The sequence below is a fragment of the Bradyrhizobium sp. S3.2.6 genome (assembly GCF_040546885.1).
Classification (GTDB): domain Bacteria; phylum Pseudomonadota; class Alphaproteobacteria; order Rhizobiales; family Xanthobacteraceae; genus Bradyrhizobium; species Bradyrhizobium cytisi.
In genome coordinates, this window is record NZ_JBEPOS010000002.1 from 489428 (window position 1) to 507267 (window position 17840).

The 17840-nt window shown below is 66.9% G+C and carries 15 protein-coding genes and 1 riboswitch; of the genes, 8 read left to right on the forward strand and 7 right to left on the reverse strand.

Annotated elements, in window-relative coordinates; all coding sequences use genetic code 11:
* Positions 1-50: 50 nt before the first annotated feature.
* Positions 51-2741, reverse strand: coding sequence for a hybrid sensor histidine kinase/response regulator (locus ABID58_RS06565; protein WP_354031995.1), 2691 nt, complete (start codon positions 2739-2741; stop codon positions 51-53).
* Positions 2738-3781 carry an ABC transporter substrate-binding protein gene (locus ABID58_RS06570; RefSeq protein ID WP_354031996.1) on the reverse strand — a complete coding sequence of 348 codons (1044 nt, stop codon included), beginning with the start codon at positions 3779-3781 and terminating at the stop codon, positions 2738-2740. Before ABID58_RS06570 ends, ABID58_RS06565 begins: the two co-directional genes overlap by 4 nt.
* A gap of 195 nt (positions 3782-3976) precedes the next feature.
* Here ABID58_RS06570 and dapD point away from each other — a divergent pair, with 195 nt between their 5' ends.
* Positions 3977-4948: a 2,3,4,5-tetrahydropyridine-2,6-dicarboxylate N-succinyltransferase gene (gene dapD, locus ABID58_RS06575; protein ID WP_354031997.1), complete on the forward strand. Its 972-nt coding sequence runs from the start codon at positions 3977-3979 to the stop codon at positions 4946-4948.
* Positions 4949-4966: 18 nt separating this feature from the next.
* Here the strand turns inward: dapD and bluB are convergent, their stop codons facing one another.
* The 3 genes from bluB to cobU are packed head-to-tail and all read right to left on the reverse strand — an operon-like array spanning position 4967 to position 6888.
* A complete protein-coding gene (bluB, locus tag ABID58_RS06580; protein WP_354031998.1) occupies positions 4967-5599 on the reverse strand; it encodes a 5,6-dimethylbenzimidazole synthase in 633 nt (210 codons plus the stop codon).
* 3 nt (positions 5600-5602) lie between these two features.
* The gene (gene cobS / locus ABID58_RS06585) at positions 5603-6388 is read right to left on the reverse strand and encodes an adenosylcobinamide-GDP ribazoletransferase (protein ID WP_354031999.1); all 786 of its coding nucleotides are present in this window, start codon (positions 6386-6388) and stop codon (positions 5603-5605) included.
* Positions 6385-6888: a bifunctional adenosylcobinamide kinase/adenosylcobinamide-phosphate guanylyltransferase gene (gene cobU, locus ABID58_RS06590; protein WP_354032000.1), complete on the reverse strand. Its 504-nt coding sequence runs from the start codon at positions 6886-6888 to the stop codon at positions 6385-6387. The genes cobS and cobU overlap by 4 nt, the downstream gene beginning before the upstream one ends.
* Before the next feature lie 121 nt (positions 6889-7009).
* Between cobU and cbiB the strand changes: the two genes are divergently transcribed.
* Positions 7010-7951, forward strand: a complete 942-nt coding sequence (cbiB, locus tag ABID58_RS06595) for an adenosylcobinamide-phosphate synthase CbiB (protein WP_354032001.1) — start codon at positions 7010-7012, stop codon at positions 7949-7951.
* An 11-nt stretch (positions 7952-7962) separates the two neighbouring features.
* Positions 7963-8928, forward strand: coding sequence for a threonine-phosphate decarboxylase CobD (gene cobD, locus ABID58_RS06600; protein WP_354032002.1), 966 nt, complete (start codon positions 7963-7965; stop codon positions 8926-8928).
* On the opposite strand, the gene ABID58_RS06605 is transcribed toward cobD, so the two are convergent.
* Together ABID58_RS06605 and cobO are read right to left on the reverse strand one after the other, a co-directional pair.
* Positions 8917-10365: a cobyric acid synthase gene (locus tag ABID58_RS06605; protein ID WP_354032003.1), complete on the reverse strand. Its 1449-nt coding sequence runs from the start codon at positions 10363-10365 to the stop codon at positions 8917-8919. The genes cobD and ABID58_RS06605 overlap by 12 nt on opposite strands.
* 40 nt (positions 10366-10405) lie before the next feature.
* Positions 10406-11041: a cob(I)yrinic acid a,c-diamide adenosyltransferase gene (gene cobO / locus ABID58_RS06610; RefSeq protein WP_354032004.1), complete on the reverse strand. Its 636-nt coding sequence runs from the start codon at positions 11039-11041 to the stop codon at positions 10406-10408.
* A 40-nt stretch (positions 11042-11081) separates the two neighbouring features.
* A riboswitch (cobalamin riboswitch) is annotated at positions 11082-11301 on the forward strand.
* A 96-nt stretch (positions 11302-11397) separates the two neighbouring features.
* Between cobO and ABID58_RS06615 the strand changes: the two genes are divergently transcribed.
* From ABID58_RS06615 to ABID58_RS06635, 5 genes are read left to right on the forward strand one after another with little or no spacing between them, the layout of a single operon-like run.
* Positions 11398-11772: a DUF1636 family protein gene (locus tag ABID58_RS06615; RefSeq protein ID WP_148755512.1), complete on the forward strand. Its 375-nt coding sequence runs from the start codon at positions 11398-11400 to the stop codon at positions 11770-11772.
* Positions 11769-12803, forward strand: coding sequence for a cobalamin biosynthesis protein CobW (gene cobW, locus ABID58_RS06620; RefSeq protein WP_354032005.1), 1035 nt, complete (start codon positions 11769-11771; stop codon positions 12801-12803). The genes ABID58_RS06615 and cobW overlap by 4 nt, the downstream gene beginning before the upstream one ends.
* A complete protein-coding gene (gene cobN / locus ABID58_RS06625) occupies positions 12803-16051 on the forward strand; it encodes a cobaltochelatase subunit CobN (protein WP_354032006.1) in 3249 nt (1082 codons plus the stop codon). Before cobW ends, cobN begins: the two co-directional genes overlap by 1 nt.
* The gene (gene cobG, locus ABID58_RS06630) at positions 16048-17211 is read left to right on the forward strand and encodes a precorrin-3B synthase (protein ID WP_354032007.1); all 1164 of its coding nucleotides are present in this window, start codon (positions 16048-16050) and stop codon (positions 17209-17211) included. The genes cobN and cobG overlap by 4 nt, the downstream gene beginning before the upstream one ends.
* Positions 17211-17840 (forward strand): precorrin-8X methylmutase, encoded by a 630-nt coding sequence (locus tag ABID58_RS06635; RefSeq protein ID WP_354032008.1) that lies wholly within the window; start codon positions 17211-17213, stop codon positions 17838-17840. Before cobG ends, ABID58_RS06635 begins: the two co-directional genes overlap by 1 nt.

Sequence of the window (17840 nt, forward strand, 5' to 3'; positions counted from 1 at the left end):
ACAATCGGCTTGCTGACGCGCTCCTGTCTCGCGCGCCTATCCAGTCCTAGCTAACCCGACCGCTGCTCGGTGGGCGCGAGCAGATCGTCCAGCGCGGTCATCGACGCCGCGCGAAGCACGGCCAGCTCGCGCGCTGCATCCTGGCACTCGGCGAGCGGCATCGTCGGCGCGGCCAGCTCGATGTCACGGCAGCGCTCGAACAGGCGGACGAGGCCGAGGGCGCTCGCCGCGCTGCCGAGCTGGTGCGCGGATCGCGCGAGCTGGCTGTGATCGCCGGCTGCGGCCGCCGCGGTGATGTCGGCGATCAGCTTTTCGCCGGTCTGGTCCAGCAGATCATGAAGCTTCGCGATCTGCGAGGCGCCGAGCAGCTCCTGCTGGTCGTCGAGAAAGTGCCGGTCGATCAATGCGCCGGCCGCAAGCGGCGCGTCGGTCGAGCGGTGCTCGGGCTCGTCCTCGATCGCCTCGCGAAGCGCGTTGATCAGGATCGGCTTGCTGACGATTTTGGTGATCCCGGCGGCTGCGAGCCGCTCGCGGGTGCTGCGCGACACGTCGGCAGTCACGACGATGATCCGCGGCATCGGCTGCAGCGGAAGCTGTCGGATGCGCGCGGCCGCCTCCACGCCATCCATATCGGGCATGTGCAGATCCATCAGGATGATTTCGAACGGCTGGCTGCCGGCGAGCGCGACCGCGGCCGCACCATTCCTTGCGATCCTGGAACGGTGGCCGAGCCGGTTCAGAATCGCTTCGCCGACCTCGCAATTGACAGGGTCGTCATCGACCAGCAGCACGCGGCGCTGCCGCGATGGCGGCGAAGGCGCGCCTTGCGCGACGCCGCTGCCGGCATAGCCCAGTGGAACGAGAAGCGTGAACACGCTGCCGGCGCCCGGCGTGCTCGCCACCGTCAGCTCGCCGTGCATCAGCCGGGCGAGACGGCGCGCGATCGCAAGTCCGAGGCCGGTGCCGCCGAACCGCCGCGCGATGCTGTCATCGGCCTGCACAAAATCCTCGAAAATCCGCTCGTGCATGTCGGGCGCGATGCCGATGCCGGTGTCACGAACGACGAGGCGAAGCAGGGCATGATCGTCGTGCCGCTCGGCTGTCGCGCTCAGCGAGATGCCGCCGCTCGGGGTGAACTTGATGGCGTTGCCGATCAGGTTGAGCAGGATGCGGTTGAGCCTGACGGGATCGCCGTGCACGGAGGTGCCGAGTGTCGCATCGCAGGCGAGGTCGAAGCGCAATCCCTTGCCGAAGGCTTGCGGCCGCATCAGATCGGCCGCGGTCTCGACCAGCCGGTCGAGACGGAAGTCGCGCGTCTCCAGCGCCTCAGTGCTGGCCTCGAGACGGGCGTATTCGAGAATGGCGTCGACCAGCGCGATCAGCGTTTCGCCCGAGGCGGCGGCGGTTGCGAGGTGGCGGCGCTGGACCTCGCCGAGGCGGCCGTCGTCGAGCAGCTGCAGCACGCCCATGACGCCGTTGAGCGGCGTGCGCAGCTCGTGGCTGACCACGGCAAGGAAGCGCGATTTGGTCTCGTTGGCCGTAACCGCTACGCTGCGCGCGCGCTCGGCCGCATCGTGCTCGGCAAGGGCGTGATCGCGCGCCTTCTCGAGCTCGGAGGTCCGTTCGATGACCTTCCGCTCCAGCGTCGCATAGGATTCACGCAAATGCGCGGCCATCCGGTTGAACTGGTCGCCGAGCGCCTCGAGCTCGTCACCCGTCCTGATCGCGAGCCGCAATCCGAGATCGCCGCTCTCGATCCGCCGCGCGCCCTGCGTCAGCATCTGGATCGGCACGGTCATGCGCCGGCTGAGCCAGAGCGACACCAGGGCGGCGAAGGCCAGCAGGACGATCAGCAGGAATGTCGACCGTCCGATCGAGGCGTAGATCGGCGCGTAGGCTTCGCTGAGCGGAAGCTCGACGAACACCAGCCAGCCGAGCGAGGGGACCGTCGCATAGGTCGACAGCACGCGTTGCCCGGAGAAATCCTGCTTGATCAGGCCGCCGGAGGGCGGGCCTACGCCGTCGAGCGCGGCGCGCACATCCGGATGCCCGGAGAGATCGCTGCGGCGGAGCGCCGGCCACAAATCGGGATGCGCGATCAGCACGCCAAGGCGATCGACCACATAGGCCTTGCCGGTGTTGCCGACCCTGATCCCGGCGACAAGGTCCCAGATGAAGCGCAGATTGACCTCGGCGACGACCACATGGGGCTCGCGGCCGGTGCCGCGGGTGGCGATCGTCATGAAGGGCTCGGTGTCGCCGAAGAAGTAGACCGGCCCGTAATAGGCCCGGCTTTCATTGGCGCCGCGGAAGGCGGCAGAGGAGGAGTAGTCGGCGTTGCTGCCGATCCTGTCCGCGACACGGCGCGACACGCGCACCTGCTCGCGGCCTTGCGCATCGAGCTCGGTCAATTCGGCGATCGCGGGCGAAAGGCGCAGCAGGCGGATGGCGTTCAGGCGCTCGTCTTCGTTGTTCGACAGCTCCGGAGGCAGGCGCGAGAGCCATCTGATTTGACTCTCGATCTGGCCGATGAATTGGCCGATCTGAATGGCCGCGCTTGCGGCCTGCTCGCGCTGGGTCGCCGCGAGAAGCTGCTTCTGCTCGCGATAGGAGAACCAGACGTCGAAGCCGGTGTTGATGGCGAGCGCGGCAAAGGCGAGGGCTGCGATCGAGTAGAGATATTTGCGGAACAGCCGGCCCGGAGGCGTCCGCAAATGTCCCTGGTCGACCGCCTCGTTCACTCGCGAATCTCGTCGGCGCGCGCGAGCAGCGTGAACGGGATGGTCAGCCCGAGCGCGTTGGCAACGGTGCGGTTGATCAACAGCTCGTATTTCCGCGGCGATTGCACCGGGAGATCGCCGGCCTTGGTGCCGCGCAGGATGAGATCGACGTAATCGGCCGAGCGCACCTCCAGCGTCGGCCCGTAGCTCATCAGCCCGCCGGCATCCATGAAGTAGTGGAACGGATAGATCATCGGCACACGATATTTCGCGGTCGTCGCGACGATCGCCTGCCGGTTCACCACCAGAAAGCTGTCGACGAGCGAGATCATCGCCGCCTTCGGCGGCCCGGCGAAGCGGCCGATCGCGCCGTCGATTTCGGCTGCCGCGCTGATCGGGGTGAGGACCACGGTCACGCCCGAGGCCGCGGCCTCCTGCTCGACGGAGTCAAGATAGAAGCGCCCGGCGCGGGGCGTGCTCGCCGGATTGAACAGGACGCCGACGCGCTGGATATCCGGCACGGCCTCCCTGACCAGCTGAAGCCATTTGCCACCCATCTCGGGGGTGCTGCTGGTGAAGCCCGTGACGTTGCCGCCGGGACGGGCGAGGCTTTGAACGAAGCCATTGCCGATGGGGTCGTTGGATGTCGCGAAAACGATCGGGATGGTCTTGGTGGCTGCCATGACGGCTGCGGTTTCGACGGTCGAGCCGGTGAGGATGACATCCGGGTTGAGGTCGATGAGCTCGGCGACCGCGGACTTCATCTTGTCCGGTCCGCCGAAACTCGAGCGGATCTCGAAACGGTAGTTGACCCCTTCGACCCAGCCACGCTGCCTCAGGCCCGCAACGAGCCCGCCAAGCCGCGTGGTTGCAGCTTCGCTCATGCTCCGTCTGGTCAGCTCGTCGTCGAGCGACAGGCTGGTGATCGAGGCGACGACCCGCATGCGATCCGACGCTGCGCCAAGCGTAAAGAATCCCGCGGCTGTTGCGCCCGCAAGGCGAATGAAATCGCGGCGGGCGACCGCCGGCACAACGCGGGCAGGAGCAGGCCGCTCAGTCATGAAATGTTTCGCAAAAGTTGTCCCTGGGCATGTGCATAACGCGAAAGTCCGACGGCGACAATTGATGAAAAAATACCCTTGTGAATGTTCATTCGCAGCCACGGGCAGCCCGATACCGTATTGCTATGCAGAAGTTGCCAATTCCAGGAGAACTCGCGTATGCACTAGCTGTAGGTCATACTGTGAGCAATTCAAATGACGATGGAGCTGAGGGGCGCGAGAGGCGAGGGATTTGCGACGGTGACCGCCGACGGTCGCGTGCTGGATTCCTGGTTCCTTCAGCTGCGCCTGGTTGAGGAGGCCGGCAAGTCGGCAACGGTGCTGCTGACGAAGGACGAGATCAAGAGGTCGCTCGGTGAGTCGGCAGACGGATATGCGCGGCACGACGACGTCCGCAACGTCGGTATCGTTGCAATCCAGACAGAAATTGACTCTCTTGCATCCGCGCCGATTGATGTGCACGACGCATATCTTCGCCTCCATCTCCTGAGCCACCGGCTCGTCCAGCCCAATTGCCTGAACCTCGAGGGAATTTTCAGTCTGTTGCCTAACGTTGCCTGGACCACCCTCGGGCCCTGTGAATGCCCTCGTGTACCGGAAGCACGAATCCTCGCACGAACGCGTGCCCTGGCGTTCGAGGTGACAGGCGTGGATAAGTTCCCGCGCATGACTGACTACGTGACGCCTGCGGACGTGAGAATTGCCGATGCGGATCGGGTAAGGCTCGGAGCCTACCTGGCTCCGGGCACGACGGTCATGCACGAAGGCTTTTGCAATTTTAATGCAGGTACGCTCGGCCCCTGCATGGTCGAAGGGCGGATCAGCGCCGGTGTGGTTGTGGGTAGTGGCAGCGACGTTGGCGGCGGAGCCTCGATCATGGGCACTCTGTCCGGAGGAGGCAAAGAGAGGATTACAGTCGGTGAGCGCTGCCTGATCGGAGCCAACGCCGGTATCGGCATTTCATTGGGTGACGATTGTATCGTCGAGGCGGGCTGTTACGTCACGGCAGGCGCGCGCATCCTTCTGGAAGATGGCCGGGTGCTGAAAGCCAAAGAGCTCTCGGGTGAGAGGGGCCTGCTTTTTCGTCGTAATTCCCAGAGCGGCGCTCTTGAGGCAACCAGGCGTACTCCAAATTGGGACGGCCTCAACTCGCAGCTTCACGGCTAGGTCCGAGACGCAGCTCGCTTAGCGCCGCAGCGTGAATTCGTCCGCGCCTCGCCGGTGCTCCCAATTCGCCCGCTCGAGCTCGGGCTGATCGCACTCCGCCTCGGGATAGCCGATGCAGAGATAGGCGATGAATTTCCAGGACGCGGGCACGTCGAGCACGCCGCCGATGCGCTCCGGATTGAGGATCGAGACCCAGCCGAGCCCGATCCCCTCGGCGCGTGCGGCGAGCCACATGGCGGTGATCGCCGCGACCACGGAATACTCTGTTGTCTCCGGCATGGTCGCGCGGCCGAGGCCGTGGCCGATCTCGCTGGCCTTGTCCGCAAATATTGCGAGATGGCGAGGTGCCTGTTCGAGCCCAGAGAGCTTGAGCGCGGCATAGCGCGCGGCGCGCTCGCCGGAGTAGCAGTTCAGCGCGTCGGCGTTGCAGGTCCTGAAATCGTCGATCACGGCGCGGCGCCGTACCGCATCATCGACGGTGACGAAGCGCCATGGCTGGCTCAGGCCGACCGATGGCGACAGGCAGGCCGTCTCGATGAGCCGCTCCACGGCACCGTCGGGCAGTGCATCGGTGCGAAAGCGACGCACGTCGCGGCGCCACACGAACAGCTCGCGCAATTGCCGGCGGAAGGCGTCGCCGAACTCGACCATCGATCATCCTCCCGCGTGAAGGAAGGCTGCGGCCACCAGCAGGATCAGGATCTCCCCGACCTGCTCGAAAGCGCCGAGGATGTCGCCGGTCTGGCCGCCGATCTGACGGATGGCAAGCTGCGCCAGGATCAGCCCGGCGAGCGAGAGCAGGACCAGGCCGACCAGCGCCTTGGCCGGTCCGAGCGCAACGGCGAGGGCGAGCGTTCCAACAGCGAAGGCGATCGCCACGCTGCGGCCCGGCGGCGATCCGGCGCGCGCAGAGAGCCCGTCGGGACGCGCCGGGGCGACCAACGACATGAAGGCCGGCACGCCGGCGCGGGCCGCAGCGTGGGCTGAGCACAAAGCCAGCATCACGGCCCATGGATCGGCGATTGCGGCGAGCGCACTCCAGCGCAGGCCGAACGACAGGATCAACGCACAGACGCCATAGCTGCCGATCCGGCTGTCGCGCATGATCTCGAGCTTGCGCTCGCGCGTCCGTCCGCCGCCGAGGCCGTCGGCGGTATCTGCGAGCCCGTCCTCGTGCAGCGCGCCGGTGATGAGGGTCGTTGTCGCGAGAGCGAGCAGGGCGGCCATGCCTGGTGCCAGTCCCAGTCTGCTCGCAAGCGCATAGGATACTGCGCCTGCAAGGCCCACCAGCAATCCCGCGATCGGCAGCGCCCAGGTCGCGCGCGCGATGTCACCATCGCCGGCCGGCTTTGACGATGCCACCGGCACGATCGTGACAAAGGACGCCGCGATCCTGAGATCGGCGACCACGTCTTTCAGAATGGCGGCGCGCGGCATCATTTCAGTTTCATCGGCAGGCCGGCAACGACGAGCTCGACTTCGTCAGCGGCCGCCGCAATGGTCTGGTTCATGATCCCGGCGGCGTCGCGAAAGCTGCGCGCCAATGCATTGTCGGGCACGATGCCGAGACCGACCTCATTGGTGACGAAAACCACCGGGCTGCCGAGGCGGGGCAGGGCGGCGGCGAGCTCGGTCACCTCGCGTTCCCAGTCGCGCGCCGCATGCATCAGGTTGGAGAGCCACAGCGTCAGACAGTCGACGAGCCGCGCGCCGCCGCCATCGGTTGCGACCAGCGCGGGCACGAGATCGAGCGGCACCTCGCGCTCGATCCAGTCGGTTCCGCGGCGCGCGCGGTGTGTTGCGATGCGCGCCTCCATTTCCGCATCGAGCGCCTCGGCCGTCGCGACATAGACGGGCTGCCCGGGAAAGGCGCGCGTGCGCGTTTCCGCACGCCTGCTCTTGCCCGATCGCGCTCCGCCCGTGATCAAGATGACGGCCATGAAGGTCTCCTGTGGGCCTGACTAATCACCAATCGCGGCCAAAGACAAAGCCGAAATCAGGCACCCGGGGGCTTGCGCTCGCCGCTCGCTTTGCGCAACAGGGGCGGGACAGGAGGCCAGTGTGGGTTTTGCGGGCGCGATGGTGGTGGCGATGGCGGTGGATGCCTTGCTGGGCTGGCCGTCAAAGCTGTTTGCGCGGATCGGCCACCCCGTGACCTGGCTGGGCGGGCTGATCGCCGCCATCGATGCCGGCTGGAATCGCGAGTCTGACCCGCCGGCGCTCCGCCGCGCTGCGGGCGCCGCCGGCGCGCTTCTGGTGATTGCGCTCGCGGTTGCGTTCGGTTGGCTGCTCCAGTCCTTGCTTCCCCCGAGTTGGATCGGAATCGTGCTGGCCGGCATTTTGGCCTGGCCGCTGGTCGCCTTGCGCTCCCTGTATGATCACGTCGCTGCCGTCGCGAATCCCCTGCTGGGCGGCGACATCACCGCGGCCCGCGCGGCGGTCTCGCGCATCGTCGGCCGCGATCCAGCCGCGCTCGATGAAGCCGGCATCGCGCGCGCGGCGATCGAGAGCCTCGCGGAGAACGCGTCCGACGGCATCGTCGCGCCGGTGTTCTGGGGGGCGCTGTTCGGCCTGCCCGGTATTTTTTGCTACAAGGCGATCAACACGCTGGACTCCATGATCGGCCATCGCAACGAACGGCACGAAGCCTTTGGCTGGGCCGCGGCGCGCATCGACGACGTCGCGAATTTCGTTCCGGCCCGTCTGACCGGCTTTCTGTTCGTGCTGCTGGCGCGGAAGCGATCCGAGGCGCTGTCGTGCATGACACGCGACGCGCGCCGTCATCGATCGCCCAATGCCGGCTGGCCGGAGGCGGCGATGGCGGGAGCGCTCGGCGTGCGGCTCAGCGGCCCTCGCATCTATCACGGCAGCATCACCGCCGAGCCCTGGCTGAACGGAGGAGCGCGCGATCCGCTTGCGGCCGACATCGGCGAGGGATTGACCGTCTACCGTCGGGCCATGCTGCTGCTCGCGGGGCTCCTTGCGATCCTGGCCTGCGCGTGAAAGAACAGGGCATGCGCGAGCACGGTGGAAATCTTGATCACGCCCGGTGGCATTTTGGCGGCCACGCAGAGGACTGGATCGATCTGTCGACCGGGATCAACCGGCTGGCTTATCCGGTGGGCGAGATCGCCGCGCATCATTGGCAGGCGTTGCCGTCGCGGTCCGAGATCGATGCGCTGCATCACGCCGCCCGGCACGCCTATGGCACGAGGGCGCCGATCGTTGCGATGAGCGGCGCACAAGCCGCCATTCAATTGCTGCCGCAACTCGCGCCGCGCGGCCGGGCGCGCATCCTCGCGCCGACCTACAACGAATATGCTCCCGTTCTGTCGGCTGCGGGATGGGAGGTCGAGGAGGTGAGGGCGCCCGACGCGCTGGCGGGGGCGAACCTTGCCATCGTCGTCAATCCCAACAATCCCGACGGCCGCCGTTATGCGCCGAAGGATCTGCTCGCGCTGTTGCCGCGCGTCGGTCACCTCGTCATCGACGAGAGTTTTGCGGACGGCATTCCCGAGCTCTCGCTCGCTTCGGAAGCGGGGCGGCCGGGGCTGCTGATCCTGCGCTCCTTCGGAAAGTTCTATGGTCTTGCCGGCCTGCGGCTCGGTTTTGCGATCGGCCATGCGGATGACATCGGCAGAATCGCGGCGGCGTCAGGTCCATGGCCGGTCTCTGGAGCTGCGATCGCGATTGGCTGCCGCGCCTTGCGCGATGACGCCTGGGCCAAGGCGACGTCAGCGCGGCTTGCCCGCGACTGCGTTCGCCTCGACGACATCGCGCAGTCGCAAGGCTGGCGGCTGGTTGGCGGTGCGCCACTGTTTCGCCTCTACGAGGCGCCGGATGCGCGTGCTGCGCAGGAAAAGCTGGCACGCGGCCAGATCTGGTCCCGCGTCTTCGCGCAAAAGCCGACATGGCTGCGCCTTGGGCTTCCGGGCGCTGAGGCCGAATGGTTGCGCCTTGCCGAGGTCCTAGCGCGCTAGCGCGAGCAGGCCTTCGACGTCGAGATACTTTTCGATGTGATCGGCGAGTGCGTCGAGCGCGCTGTCGACCCTGGCGTGATAGGGCTCGTCGCCCGCGGGAATGTCGAGCTTTGCAAGGAATGCCCTGCGAAATGCGTCCGACGTAAAAAGGCCGTGCAGATAGCTGCCTTGCACGCGCCCATCGCGTGAGATCGCGCCTTCGGGCTCGCCGTTCAGTTTTGCGAATGGCCGCGCGCGATCGGGTCCATCGGTGCGACCGATATGGATTTCGTAGGCCTCGATCGGCTGATCCGTCGCCGCATGCACGGCCGTCACCCGCGTCAGCGTCTTCTGCGGGCTCATCGCCGTTTCCACATCCAGCAGGCCAAGACCCGGCGTGTCGCCCGCAGGCCCCTCAATGCCATCGGGATCGGCGACGCTGCGTCCGAGCATCTGGTAGCCGCCGCAGAGGCCGAGCACATGGCCGCCCCTGCGGTGATGCGCGAGCAGATCGATGTCCCATCCCTGCGCGCGCAGAAAGGCGAGATCGCCGCGGGTGGATTTCGAGCCGGGGATGACGACGAGCCTGACATCGCCGGGAATCGCTTCGCCCGGACGCACCATCACGAGATCGACACCCGGCTCGAGCTTCAGCGGATCGAGGTCGTCGAAATTGGCGATCCGCGACAGCGCGAGGCAGGCGATCTTGCACTGGCCTGGCTTGCGCGCGTCGCTTAAGCCCATCGCATCCTCGGCCGGCAGCTCGCAGGCGCGCGCGAACCAGGGCAGCACGCCAAAGCCGCGCCATTCGGTCTTCGCTTCGATCAGCTTGTAGCCGTCGTCGAACAGCGTCGGATCGCCGCGAAACTTGTTGATGACAAAACCCTGGATCATCGCGGCATCGTCGGGGTCGATCACCGTCTTGATGCCGACGAGCTGTGCGATGACGCCGCCGCGGTCGATGTCGCCGACCAGCACGACGGGCACGCCGGCCTTGCGCGCAAAGCCCATATTGGCGATGTCGGCCTTGCGCAGATTCACCTCGGCCGGACTGCCGGCGCCTTCGACCAGCACCAGATCGGTGCGCGCCTTCAGCCGCTCAAAGCTCTCCAGCACCGCGCCCATCAAGGAAGGCTTCATCGCCGCGTATTCGCGTGCACGCGCGGTCGCGATGCGCTTGCCCTGCACGATGACCTGCGCGCCGACATCGGTCTCGGGTTTCAGCAGCACCGGGTTCATGTCGGTGTGCGGCTCGACGCCGGCGGCGAGCGCCTGCAGCGCCTGGGCGCGGCCGATCTCGCCACCATCGATGGTGACGGCGGCATTGTTCGACATGTTCTGCGGCTTGAACGGGAGCACGCGGAGTCCGCGGCGCGTGAAGGCGCGCGCGAGACCGGCGACGATGAGCGATTTGCCCACGTCCGAGCCGGCTCCCTGGATCATCAATGCGCGCGCCATGGTTTTTTTAAGAGCTTGGTTTTTTCAGAGCTTGGTGTCTTCAGAACTCGACGCCGGCCTGCGCCTTGATGCCAGAGCGGAACGGATGCTTCACCAGCGTCATCTCGGTGACGAGATCGGCGATCTCGATCAGCTCGTCCTTGGCGTTGCGCCCGGTGAGCACGACATGCGTCATCGGCGGCTTCGAGGTCTTCAGGAAATCGACGACCTCCGCGATGTCGAGATAGTCGTAGCGCAGCGCGATGTTGATCTCGTCGAGTACGACCATGCGCAGGCTCGAATCGAGAATCAGTTCCTTGGCCTTGTCCCAGCCGGCGCGTGCGGCCGCGATGTCGCGGGTGCGGTCCTGCGTCTCCCAGGTAAAGCCTTCACCCATCGCGTGGAACTGGCAGAGCTCGCCAAAGTGGCCGGTGAGCAGGCGCCGCTCGCCGGTATCCCAGGCGCCCTTGATGAACTGCACGACCGCGCAGGGGAAGCCATGGGCGACGCAGCGCACGATCATGCCGAAGGCGGAGGAGGACTTGCCCTTGCCGGCGCCGGTGTGGACGATGATGAGGCCTTTTTCGCCGCTCTTGGTCGCCATGATCTTGTCGCGGGCGACCTTGATCTTCGCCATTTTTGCGGCGTGCCTGGCGTCGGCTTCCGCGGCCGTTTTTGTATCCGGTTCAGGCGTCATCGTACCCGGTCCTTCGGCTTGACAAGAGGCGGCCGGGGGCAAATGGTGACCCGGCGTTGGTTCCTGTCCTATGACAGGCGAAGAGGGAATGCGATAGGGTCCGAATCGGCAAGATTTGGGTCCAAACTGCAGCCGCCCCCGCGACCGTGACCGGAGAGATGCCCAAAGCCACTGATCCTACTTGCGGATCGGGAAGGCGGGGATCGAAGGGGAAACCCTGCTCCGCAAGCCGGGAGACCTGCCAGCGCGGACGATTCTTGAACCGGCGGACGGGGTGTTCCGCGACGGGGAAACGGGCCTTCGCAAGAACGGTTCGTGTGCCTCTTCGCCTCCCGCAGATACTTCTGGAAGAGGCGATGACCGTTACACTTCACGTCTGCATCACCTGCCGTGCCGGCGAGACGCCGAGCGAAGGCGAGGCGACACCCGGCAAGCGCCTGCATGGAGCGATCCTCGAGGCCGGCGTGCCCGACGGCGTCAATGTGGTTCCCGTCGAATGCCTGTCTGCATGCAGCCAGGGCTGCTCGGTGGCGCTCAGCGCGCCCGGCCGCTGGTCCTATGTCTATGGCCGGCTGTCGGATGCCAACGCGCAGGACGTGGTCGCGGGCGCTGCCGCCTATGCCGCCGCGCCCGATGGCCTCGTGCCGTGGCGCAGCAGGCCTGAGATCTTCCGCAAGCAGTCGCTTGCCCGCATTCCCCCCATTGCCGTGTTGCCGGAGGCCGCCGAATGAACTCGCTCGCAAAAGTCCCTGTGACGGTGGTCACCGGCTTTCTCGGCTCCGGCAAGACGACGCTGATCCAGCATCTGCTCGCCAATCCCAACGGCAAGAAGCTCGCCGTGCTTGTCAACGAGTTCGGCAGCGAAGGCGTCGACGGCGAGATCTTGAAGTCCTGCGCGGATGCGAACTGCCCCGAAGAGAACATCGTCGAGCTCGCCAATGGCTGCATCTGCTGCACCGTTGCGGATGATTTCATTCCGACCATGGAGAAGCTGCTTGCGCGCCCGGTGCGGCCTGATCACATCCTGATCGAGACCTCGGGGCTGGCGCTGCCGAAGCCGCTACTCAAGGCGTTCGACTGGCCGGAGATCCGCTCGCGCATCACGGTTGATGGCGTGATCGCGCTCGCCGATGCCGAGGCGGTCGCCGCCGGCCGCTTTGCGCCGGATCCGGCTGCGGTCGAAGCGCAGCGCGCGGCGGACGAAAATCTCGATCACGAGACGCCACTGTCGGAAGTGTTCGAGGACCAGATCGCCTGCGCCGACATCGTGCTGCTGACCAAGGCCGATCTGGCGGGCGCAGCCGGCATTGAGGCCGCAAGGGCCGCGATCACGGCCGAGATGCCGCGCCGCGTGCCGATGTTGCCGATCACCGACGGCGCGATCGATGCGCGCGTCATCCTTGGTCTCGCCGCCGCCGCCGAGAATGATCTCGCCGCGCGCCCCTCGCATCATGATGGCGAGGAGGACCACGAGCACGACGATTTTGCCTCCGTCGTGATCGATCTTCCTGAGGTCGCTGACATCGATGCACTGGTCGCATCGGTGCAGCGTCTGGCGCGCGAGCAGAACGTGCTGCGCGTCAAGGGCTACATCGCGGTCGCGGGCAAGCCGATGCGCCTGCTGCTGCAGGCCGTCGGCGAGCGTGTGCGCCATCAGTTCGACAAGCCCTGGGGCGCGGGTCACAGGCAGTCAAAGCTCGTCGTGATCGGCGAGCACGGCGATATCGACGCGGCCGCGATCAAGGCGGGATTGGGAGTCTGATGCACGTCGTCTTCCGCGAGAGCCGCGGTCTCGAGGAGACCGCGACGCCAAGGGACATCGGCCAGGACCCGGCCGATCTCGTGGTGCTCTCGTACTCGGATTCCGATCTTGCGGCGTTCGCGGCAGGCTGGCGCCGCGGCCGCACCAGCCTGCCGTCACTGCGGCTGGCGAACCTCGCGGAATTGTGTCATCCGCTCTCGGTCGATACCTATATCGAGCGCACGTTGTCGCGGGCGCGCGGCATTCTGGTGCGGCTGATCGGCGGGGAGTCCTATTGGCCGTACGGGCTGGCTGCGCTGCAGCAGTTGGCAAAAGATCGCAACATCGTGCTCGCCGTGCTGCCGGCTGATGGTCGTGACGACACGCGGCTCGATGCCTATTCCACCTTGCCGGTCTCGACGCTGCGCCGGCTGAAAGTGCTCTGCGACACCGGCGGCCCCGTCGCCGCGCAAGCCGCGATCGCGCAACTCGCGCTGGCATCGGGTCTCTATGCCGGGCCGGTCGTCGGCGAGATGACCGTTCCCGAGATGGGCTTTTACGATCCCGCACGCGGCGTCATCGGCGCGCCGGTGCCGAGCGAGGGGAAGCCACGCGCGCTGGTGACGTTCTATCGCTCCTATCTCACCGCTGCCGACACCGGTCCGGTCGATGCGCTGATCGCGGCGCTGCGCGAACAGGGGTTTGACGCTCACGGCGCGTTCGTCACCTCCCTGAAGGCCGCAGGCGTTGCGGATTGGCTGAGGACGTATTTCGCGAACAATCCTCCGGCGGCGATCGTCAATGCGACGGCGTTCTCGGCGATGGGCGACGACGGCACGACGCCGTTCGATGCCGCGTCATGTCCGGTGTTCCAGGTCGCGCTCTCATCGGCGCGACGCGAGGACTGGGCGGAATCGCTGCGCGGCCTGTCGCCCGGAGATCTCGCGATGCATGTGGTGCTGCCCGAGGTCGACGGTCGCCTGTTCGCGGGCGTGGTGAGTTTCAAATCGGCCGCGGCTCGCGATCCCGATCTGCAATTTTCGCATCTGGCTCATCAGCCGGATCAAGAGCGCGTGGAAGCCGTCGCCGCCCGCGTGGTGGCCTGGCGGCGGCTTGCGGAGACACCGGCTGCCGAGAAGCGGTTGGCCATCGTGCTCTCGAACTATCCCGGCCGTCCGCACCAGATCGCGCATGCGGTCGGTCTCGACGCGCTCGCCTCGGTCGAGGCGCTGCTGTCCGATCTCACTGATGCCGGCTTCGATGTTGCGCCAGTTGAAACGCTGGGCGCGACACTGCTCAAGCAGCAATTGACCTGGAGCGTCGTTGACTACCGGGCAGCGCTCTCGCGCCTTCCGCTAAGTTTGCAGGACGATCTCGCGCAGGCCTGGGGGACGCCGGAGAACGATCCGAGCTGCCGCGATGGTGCGTTCCACTTCGCTGCGATCCAGTGCGGTCACTCGATCATCGCAGTCCAGCCCGAGCGTGGCGACGCGACCACGCGCGATTCCGACTATCACGATCTCGCCCGTACGCCGCGCCATGCCCATGTCGCGTTCTATCTCTGGCTCCGGGAGCAGGAGATTGATGCCGTCGTGCATATGGGCGCGCATGGCACGCTGGAATGGCTGCCCGGGAAATCCGTGGCGCTGTCGTCGCGCTGCTGGCCGGAAGCGCTGATCGGCGCTCTGCCTGTCATCTATCCCTTCATCGTCAACGATCCCGGCGAGGCCGCGCAGGCCAAGCGGCGCATTGGTGCCGTCACTATCGGCCATCTGCCGCCGCCGCTTGAACAATCCGCGGTGCCGGATAACCTGCGCCGGCTTGAACGTCTGCTCGACGAATATTCGACCGCTGATGGTCTCGATCCCGCCCGCCGCCAGCGCCTGATCGCTGCGATCCGCGACGAGGCGCGCACGGCAGGCCTCGAGGACGATCTCGGCCTGGATGCCTCGGCCGCGCCGGCCGAAGCGATCCCGCGGATCGATCGCTTCGTCTGCGATCTCAAGGAAAGCCAGTTCGGCGATGGCCTGCACGTGTTCGGCCGCGGCGTCTGTGGCGAGGCCGAGCGGGACGGGTTGCGTGCCGCACTTGCGGGCCGGCGCGTGGCGCCGGGCCCGTCAGGCTCGCCCTATCGCGGACGTCAGGACGTGCTGCCGACGGGACGCAATCTCTTCGCCGTCGATCCGCGTGCGGTGCCGACGCCATCGGCGCATGCGCAGGGGATAAAACTCGCCGAAGAGCTGCTGCGTCGTCATCTTCAGGATCACGGCGATTGGCCGAAAGGCCTCGTGGTCGATCTCTGGGGCTCCGCGACGATGCGCACCGCGGGCGAGGAGTTCGCGATGGCGCTGCATCTGGCCGGTCTCGCGCCACACTGGGATCACGCCTCCGGCCGCGTCACCGGCTACGACATCATCGCGCCGGCCGAGCTTGGCCGTCCCCGCATCGATGTCACGCTGCGCGTGTCAGGCCTGTTCCGCGATGTCTTCGCAGGCCTTGCGCAATTGTTCGAAGCCGCCACTGAGGCGCTGGCATCGCGCCAAGACGAGGGCGAGGAGAATCCCTATCGCCACCGCGCCTCGCGCGTGTTCGCGCCGCGCCCCGGACAATACGGCGTCGGCCTCTCGGCAATCCCGGATGCCTTCACGCCGGAGACGCGCGATGCCGCCGGCGAGGCCTGGCTGGCGGCATCGTCCTGGGCGTTCTCCGCCGATGGCGAGATCAAGCCGGATCGCGCCGGCATCGAACAACGGCTCGCATCGGCCGATGCTTTCGTCCACCTCCAGGATCTGCCGGAAACCGATCTGCTGCTCGCCGCCGACTATGCCGCGCATGAAGCCGGCATCGCCGCAGCCGCCGCGCATCTGGGTGCGGCGGGGCCATCGCTCTATCATCTCGACACGACGCGCCCCGACGAGCCGCATGCGCGCACGCTGACCGAAGAGATCTCGCGGGTGGTGCGGGCGCGCGCGGCCAACCCGGCCTGGATCGCCGGCATGATGCGCCACGGTTTTCGCGGTGCCGCCGAGATCACCGCGACGCTGGAGCACATGGCTGCCTTCGCCCATCTCGCTGATGCCGTGCCGCCGCATCTGTTCGATCTCTACTACGACGCGACGCTCGGCGACGCCGATGTCCGTGCCTTCATGGCGCGCGAAAATCCACCCGCGCTCGCTGCGATGGAGACCTGCTTCACGCGGCTGCACGAGGCCTCGCTCTGGCGGACGCGCCGTAATTCGATTGCGGCTGCGCTGAAGGAGGCGTCATGAGCGCGGCTTCGGTGAAGGGCTGGTGTCCCGGCGCGCTGCGGCCGATGCAATCGGGCGACGGGCTCGTGGTCCGCGTGCGCCCGTTCGGCGGCCGGCTCGATGCAGCACAGACCTCCGGGCTTGCGCATCTCGCCGAGCGCCACGGCAATGGCCTGATCGACGTGACCAGCCGCGCCAATCTTCAGATCAGGGGCGTCACCGACACCAGCCACCGGCTGCTGCTTGACGGTCTTGCGCAACTGACGCTGCTCGACCCCGACGCCGACACCGAATCCCGGCGCAACATTCTGGTCACGCCGTTCTGGCGCGATGGCGACGAGACCCAGGCGCTTGCGGCCGAGCTCGAAGAGGTGCTGGCGGACTCGATGCTCGAGCTTCCGACGAAATTCGGCTTCGCCATCGATGACGGCAAGTCACGCGTGCTCGCCGGCAATTCCGCGGATGTGCGGATCGAGCGTGATGCTGCAGGCGGTCTCATCGTGCGCGCAGACGGCGCCAGGCTCGGCCGCAGCGTCGCGCGCGGCGAGGCTGTGACGACCGCACTCGCTTTCGCAAGCTGGTTCATCGCCTCCGGTGGCGTCAGCGGCGGGCGCGGGCGCATGGCAAAGCATCTTGCGGCTGGCGCGGAATTACCTGAGCTGCTGCGCAGCGAGGCGGAGCCGGCGCCCATCATGGCGGCAGCGCGCCCCGGCCTTTATCCGCAAGGAGCCATGGTCGGCGTCGCCTTCGGGCAGATGCCGCATGCGACGCTCAATCGCTTGTCCGGCTGCGGGCATGCACTGCGGATGACGCCATGGCGCATGGTCTTGAGCGAGGGCAAGCGGACGATGCCGACCGCTTCCGGCCTGATCACCGAGGCCTACGATCCGGCGCTCCGCGTCATTGCCTGCAGCGGCGCGCCGCGCTGCCGCGAGGCCCATGCCGACACGCGCGCACTTGCCGCGGCGCTGGCACCGAACATCGGCGCGGCCTCGCGGCTTCACGTCTCGGGCTGCGCCAAGGGCTGTGCCCATTCCGGCACCGCCGCGATCACGCTGGTTGCGACAGGAGCAGGATTCGATCTCGTGCGCGGCGGGTCGACCCGCGATGAGCCGATCCTGCGCGGGCTCGACCGCGATGATATCGTTCGCGATCCCTCCATCCTGATGGGAGGGCACTGATGCCGCATACTTACGAGACCGACGGCGCCGCGATCTACCGGCAGTCCTTCGCGACCATCCGGGCCGAGGCCGATCTGGCGCGCTTCACGCCTGATGAGGAGCAGGTCGTGGTACGGATGATCCATGCCGCCGGCATGGTGGGTCTCGAGGCGCATATCCGCTTCACGCCTGATATGGCGACCGCCGCGCGCGCAGCGCTGCAGAAGGGCGCGCCGATCCTGTGCGACGCGCGCATGGTCTCGGAGGGAATTACGCGCGCGCGATTGCCTGCGGCCAACACCGTGATCTGCACGCTCGGCGACGAGACTGTTCCGGCGCTGGCGCAATCCATGCGCAACACACGGTCGGCCGCGGCGCTGGAACTGTGGCGCCCGCATCTCGACGGTGCGATCGTCGCGATCGGCAATGCGCCGACGGCGCTGTTTCATCTTCTCAATATGCTGGAGGACCGCGACTGCCCGCGGCCTGCGGCGATCATCGGCTGCCCCGTCGGCTTCGTCGGTGCGGCCGAATCCAAGGCCGCATTGATGGCCGATCCGCCGGTGCCGGCGTTGACGGTCGAAGGCCGGCTCGGCGGCTCCGCGATGACGGTCGCCGCCGTCAACGCGCTCGCAAGCCGGAGCGAATAG

Excerpts from the sequence above, each read along its gene's own strand:
- cobG (WP_354032007.1), top strand. The coding sequence starts at position 16,048 with ATGAGCGCGGCTTCGGTGAAGGGCTGGTGTCCCGGCGCGCTGCGGCCG.
- cobN (WP_354032006.1), top strand. The coding sequence starts at position 12,803 with ATGCACGTCGTCTTCCGCGAGAGCCGCGGTCTCGAGGAGACCGCGACG.
- ABID58_RS06570 (WP_354031996.1), bottom strand. The coding sequence starts at position 3,781 with ATGACTGAGCGGCCTGCTCCTGCCCGCGTTGTGCCGGCGGTCGCCCGC.
- cobS (WP_354031999.1), bottom strand. The coding sequence starts at position 6,388 with ATGATGCCGCGCGCCGCCATTCTGAAAGACGTGGTCGCCGATCTCAGG.
- cobW (WP_354032005.1), top strand. The coding sequence starts at position 11,769 with ATGAACTCGCTCGCAAAAGTCCCTGTGACGGTGGTCACCGGCTTTCTC.
- ABID58_RS06615 (WP_148755512.1), top strand. The coding sequence starts at position 11,398 with ATGACCGTTACACTTCACGTCTGCATCACCTGCCGTGCCGGCGAGACG.
- cobU (WP_354032000.1), bottom strand. The coding sequence starts at position 6,888 with ATGGCCGTCATCTTGATCACGGGCGGAGCGCGATCGGGCAAGAGCAGG.
- cobD (WP_354032002.1), top strand. The coding sequence starts at position 7,963 with ATGCGCGAGCACGGTGGAAATCTTGATCACGCCCGGTGGCATTTTGGC.
- ABID58_RS06605 (WP_354032003.1), bottom strand. The coding sequence starts at position 10,365 with ATGGCGCGCGCATTGATGATCCAGGGAGCCGGCTCGGACGTGGGCAAA.
- cobO (WP_354032004.1), bottom strand. The coding sequence starts at position 11,041 with ATGACGCCTGAACCGGATACAAAAACGGCCGCGGAAGCCGACGCCAGG.
- ABID58_RS06635 (WP_354032008.1), top strand. The coding sequence starts at position 17,211 with ATGCCGCATACTTACGAGACCGACGGCGCCGCGATCTACCGGCAGTCC.
- bluB (WP_354031998.1), bottom strand. The coding sequence starts at position 5,599 with ATGGTCGAGTTCGGCGACGCCTTCCGCCGGCAATTGCGCGAGCTGTTC.
- dapD (WP_354031997.1), top strand. The coding sequence starts at position 3,977 with ATGACGATGGAGCTGAGGGGCGCGAGAGGCGAGGGATTTGCGACGGTG.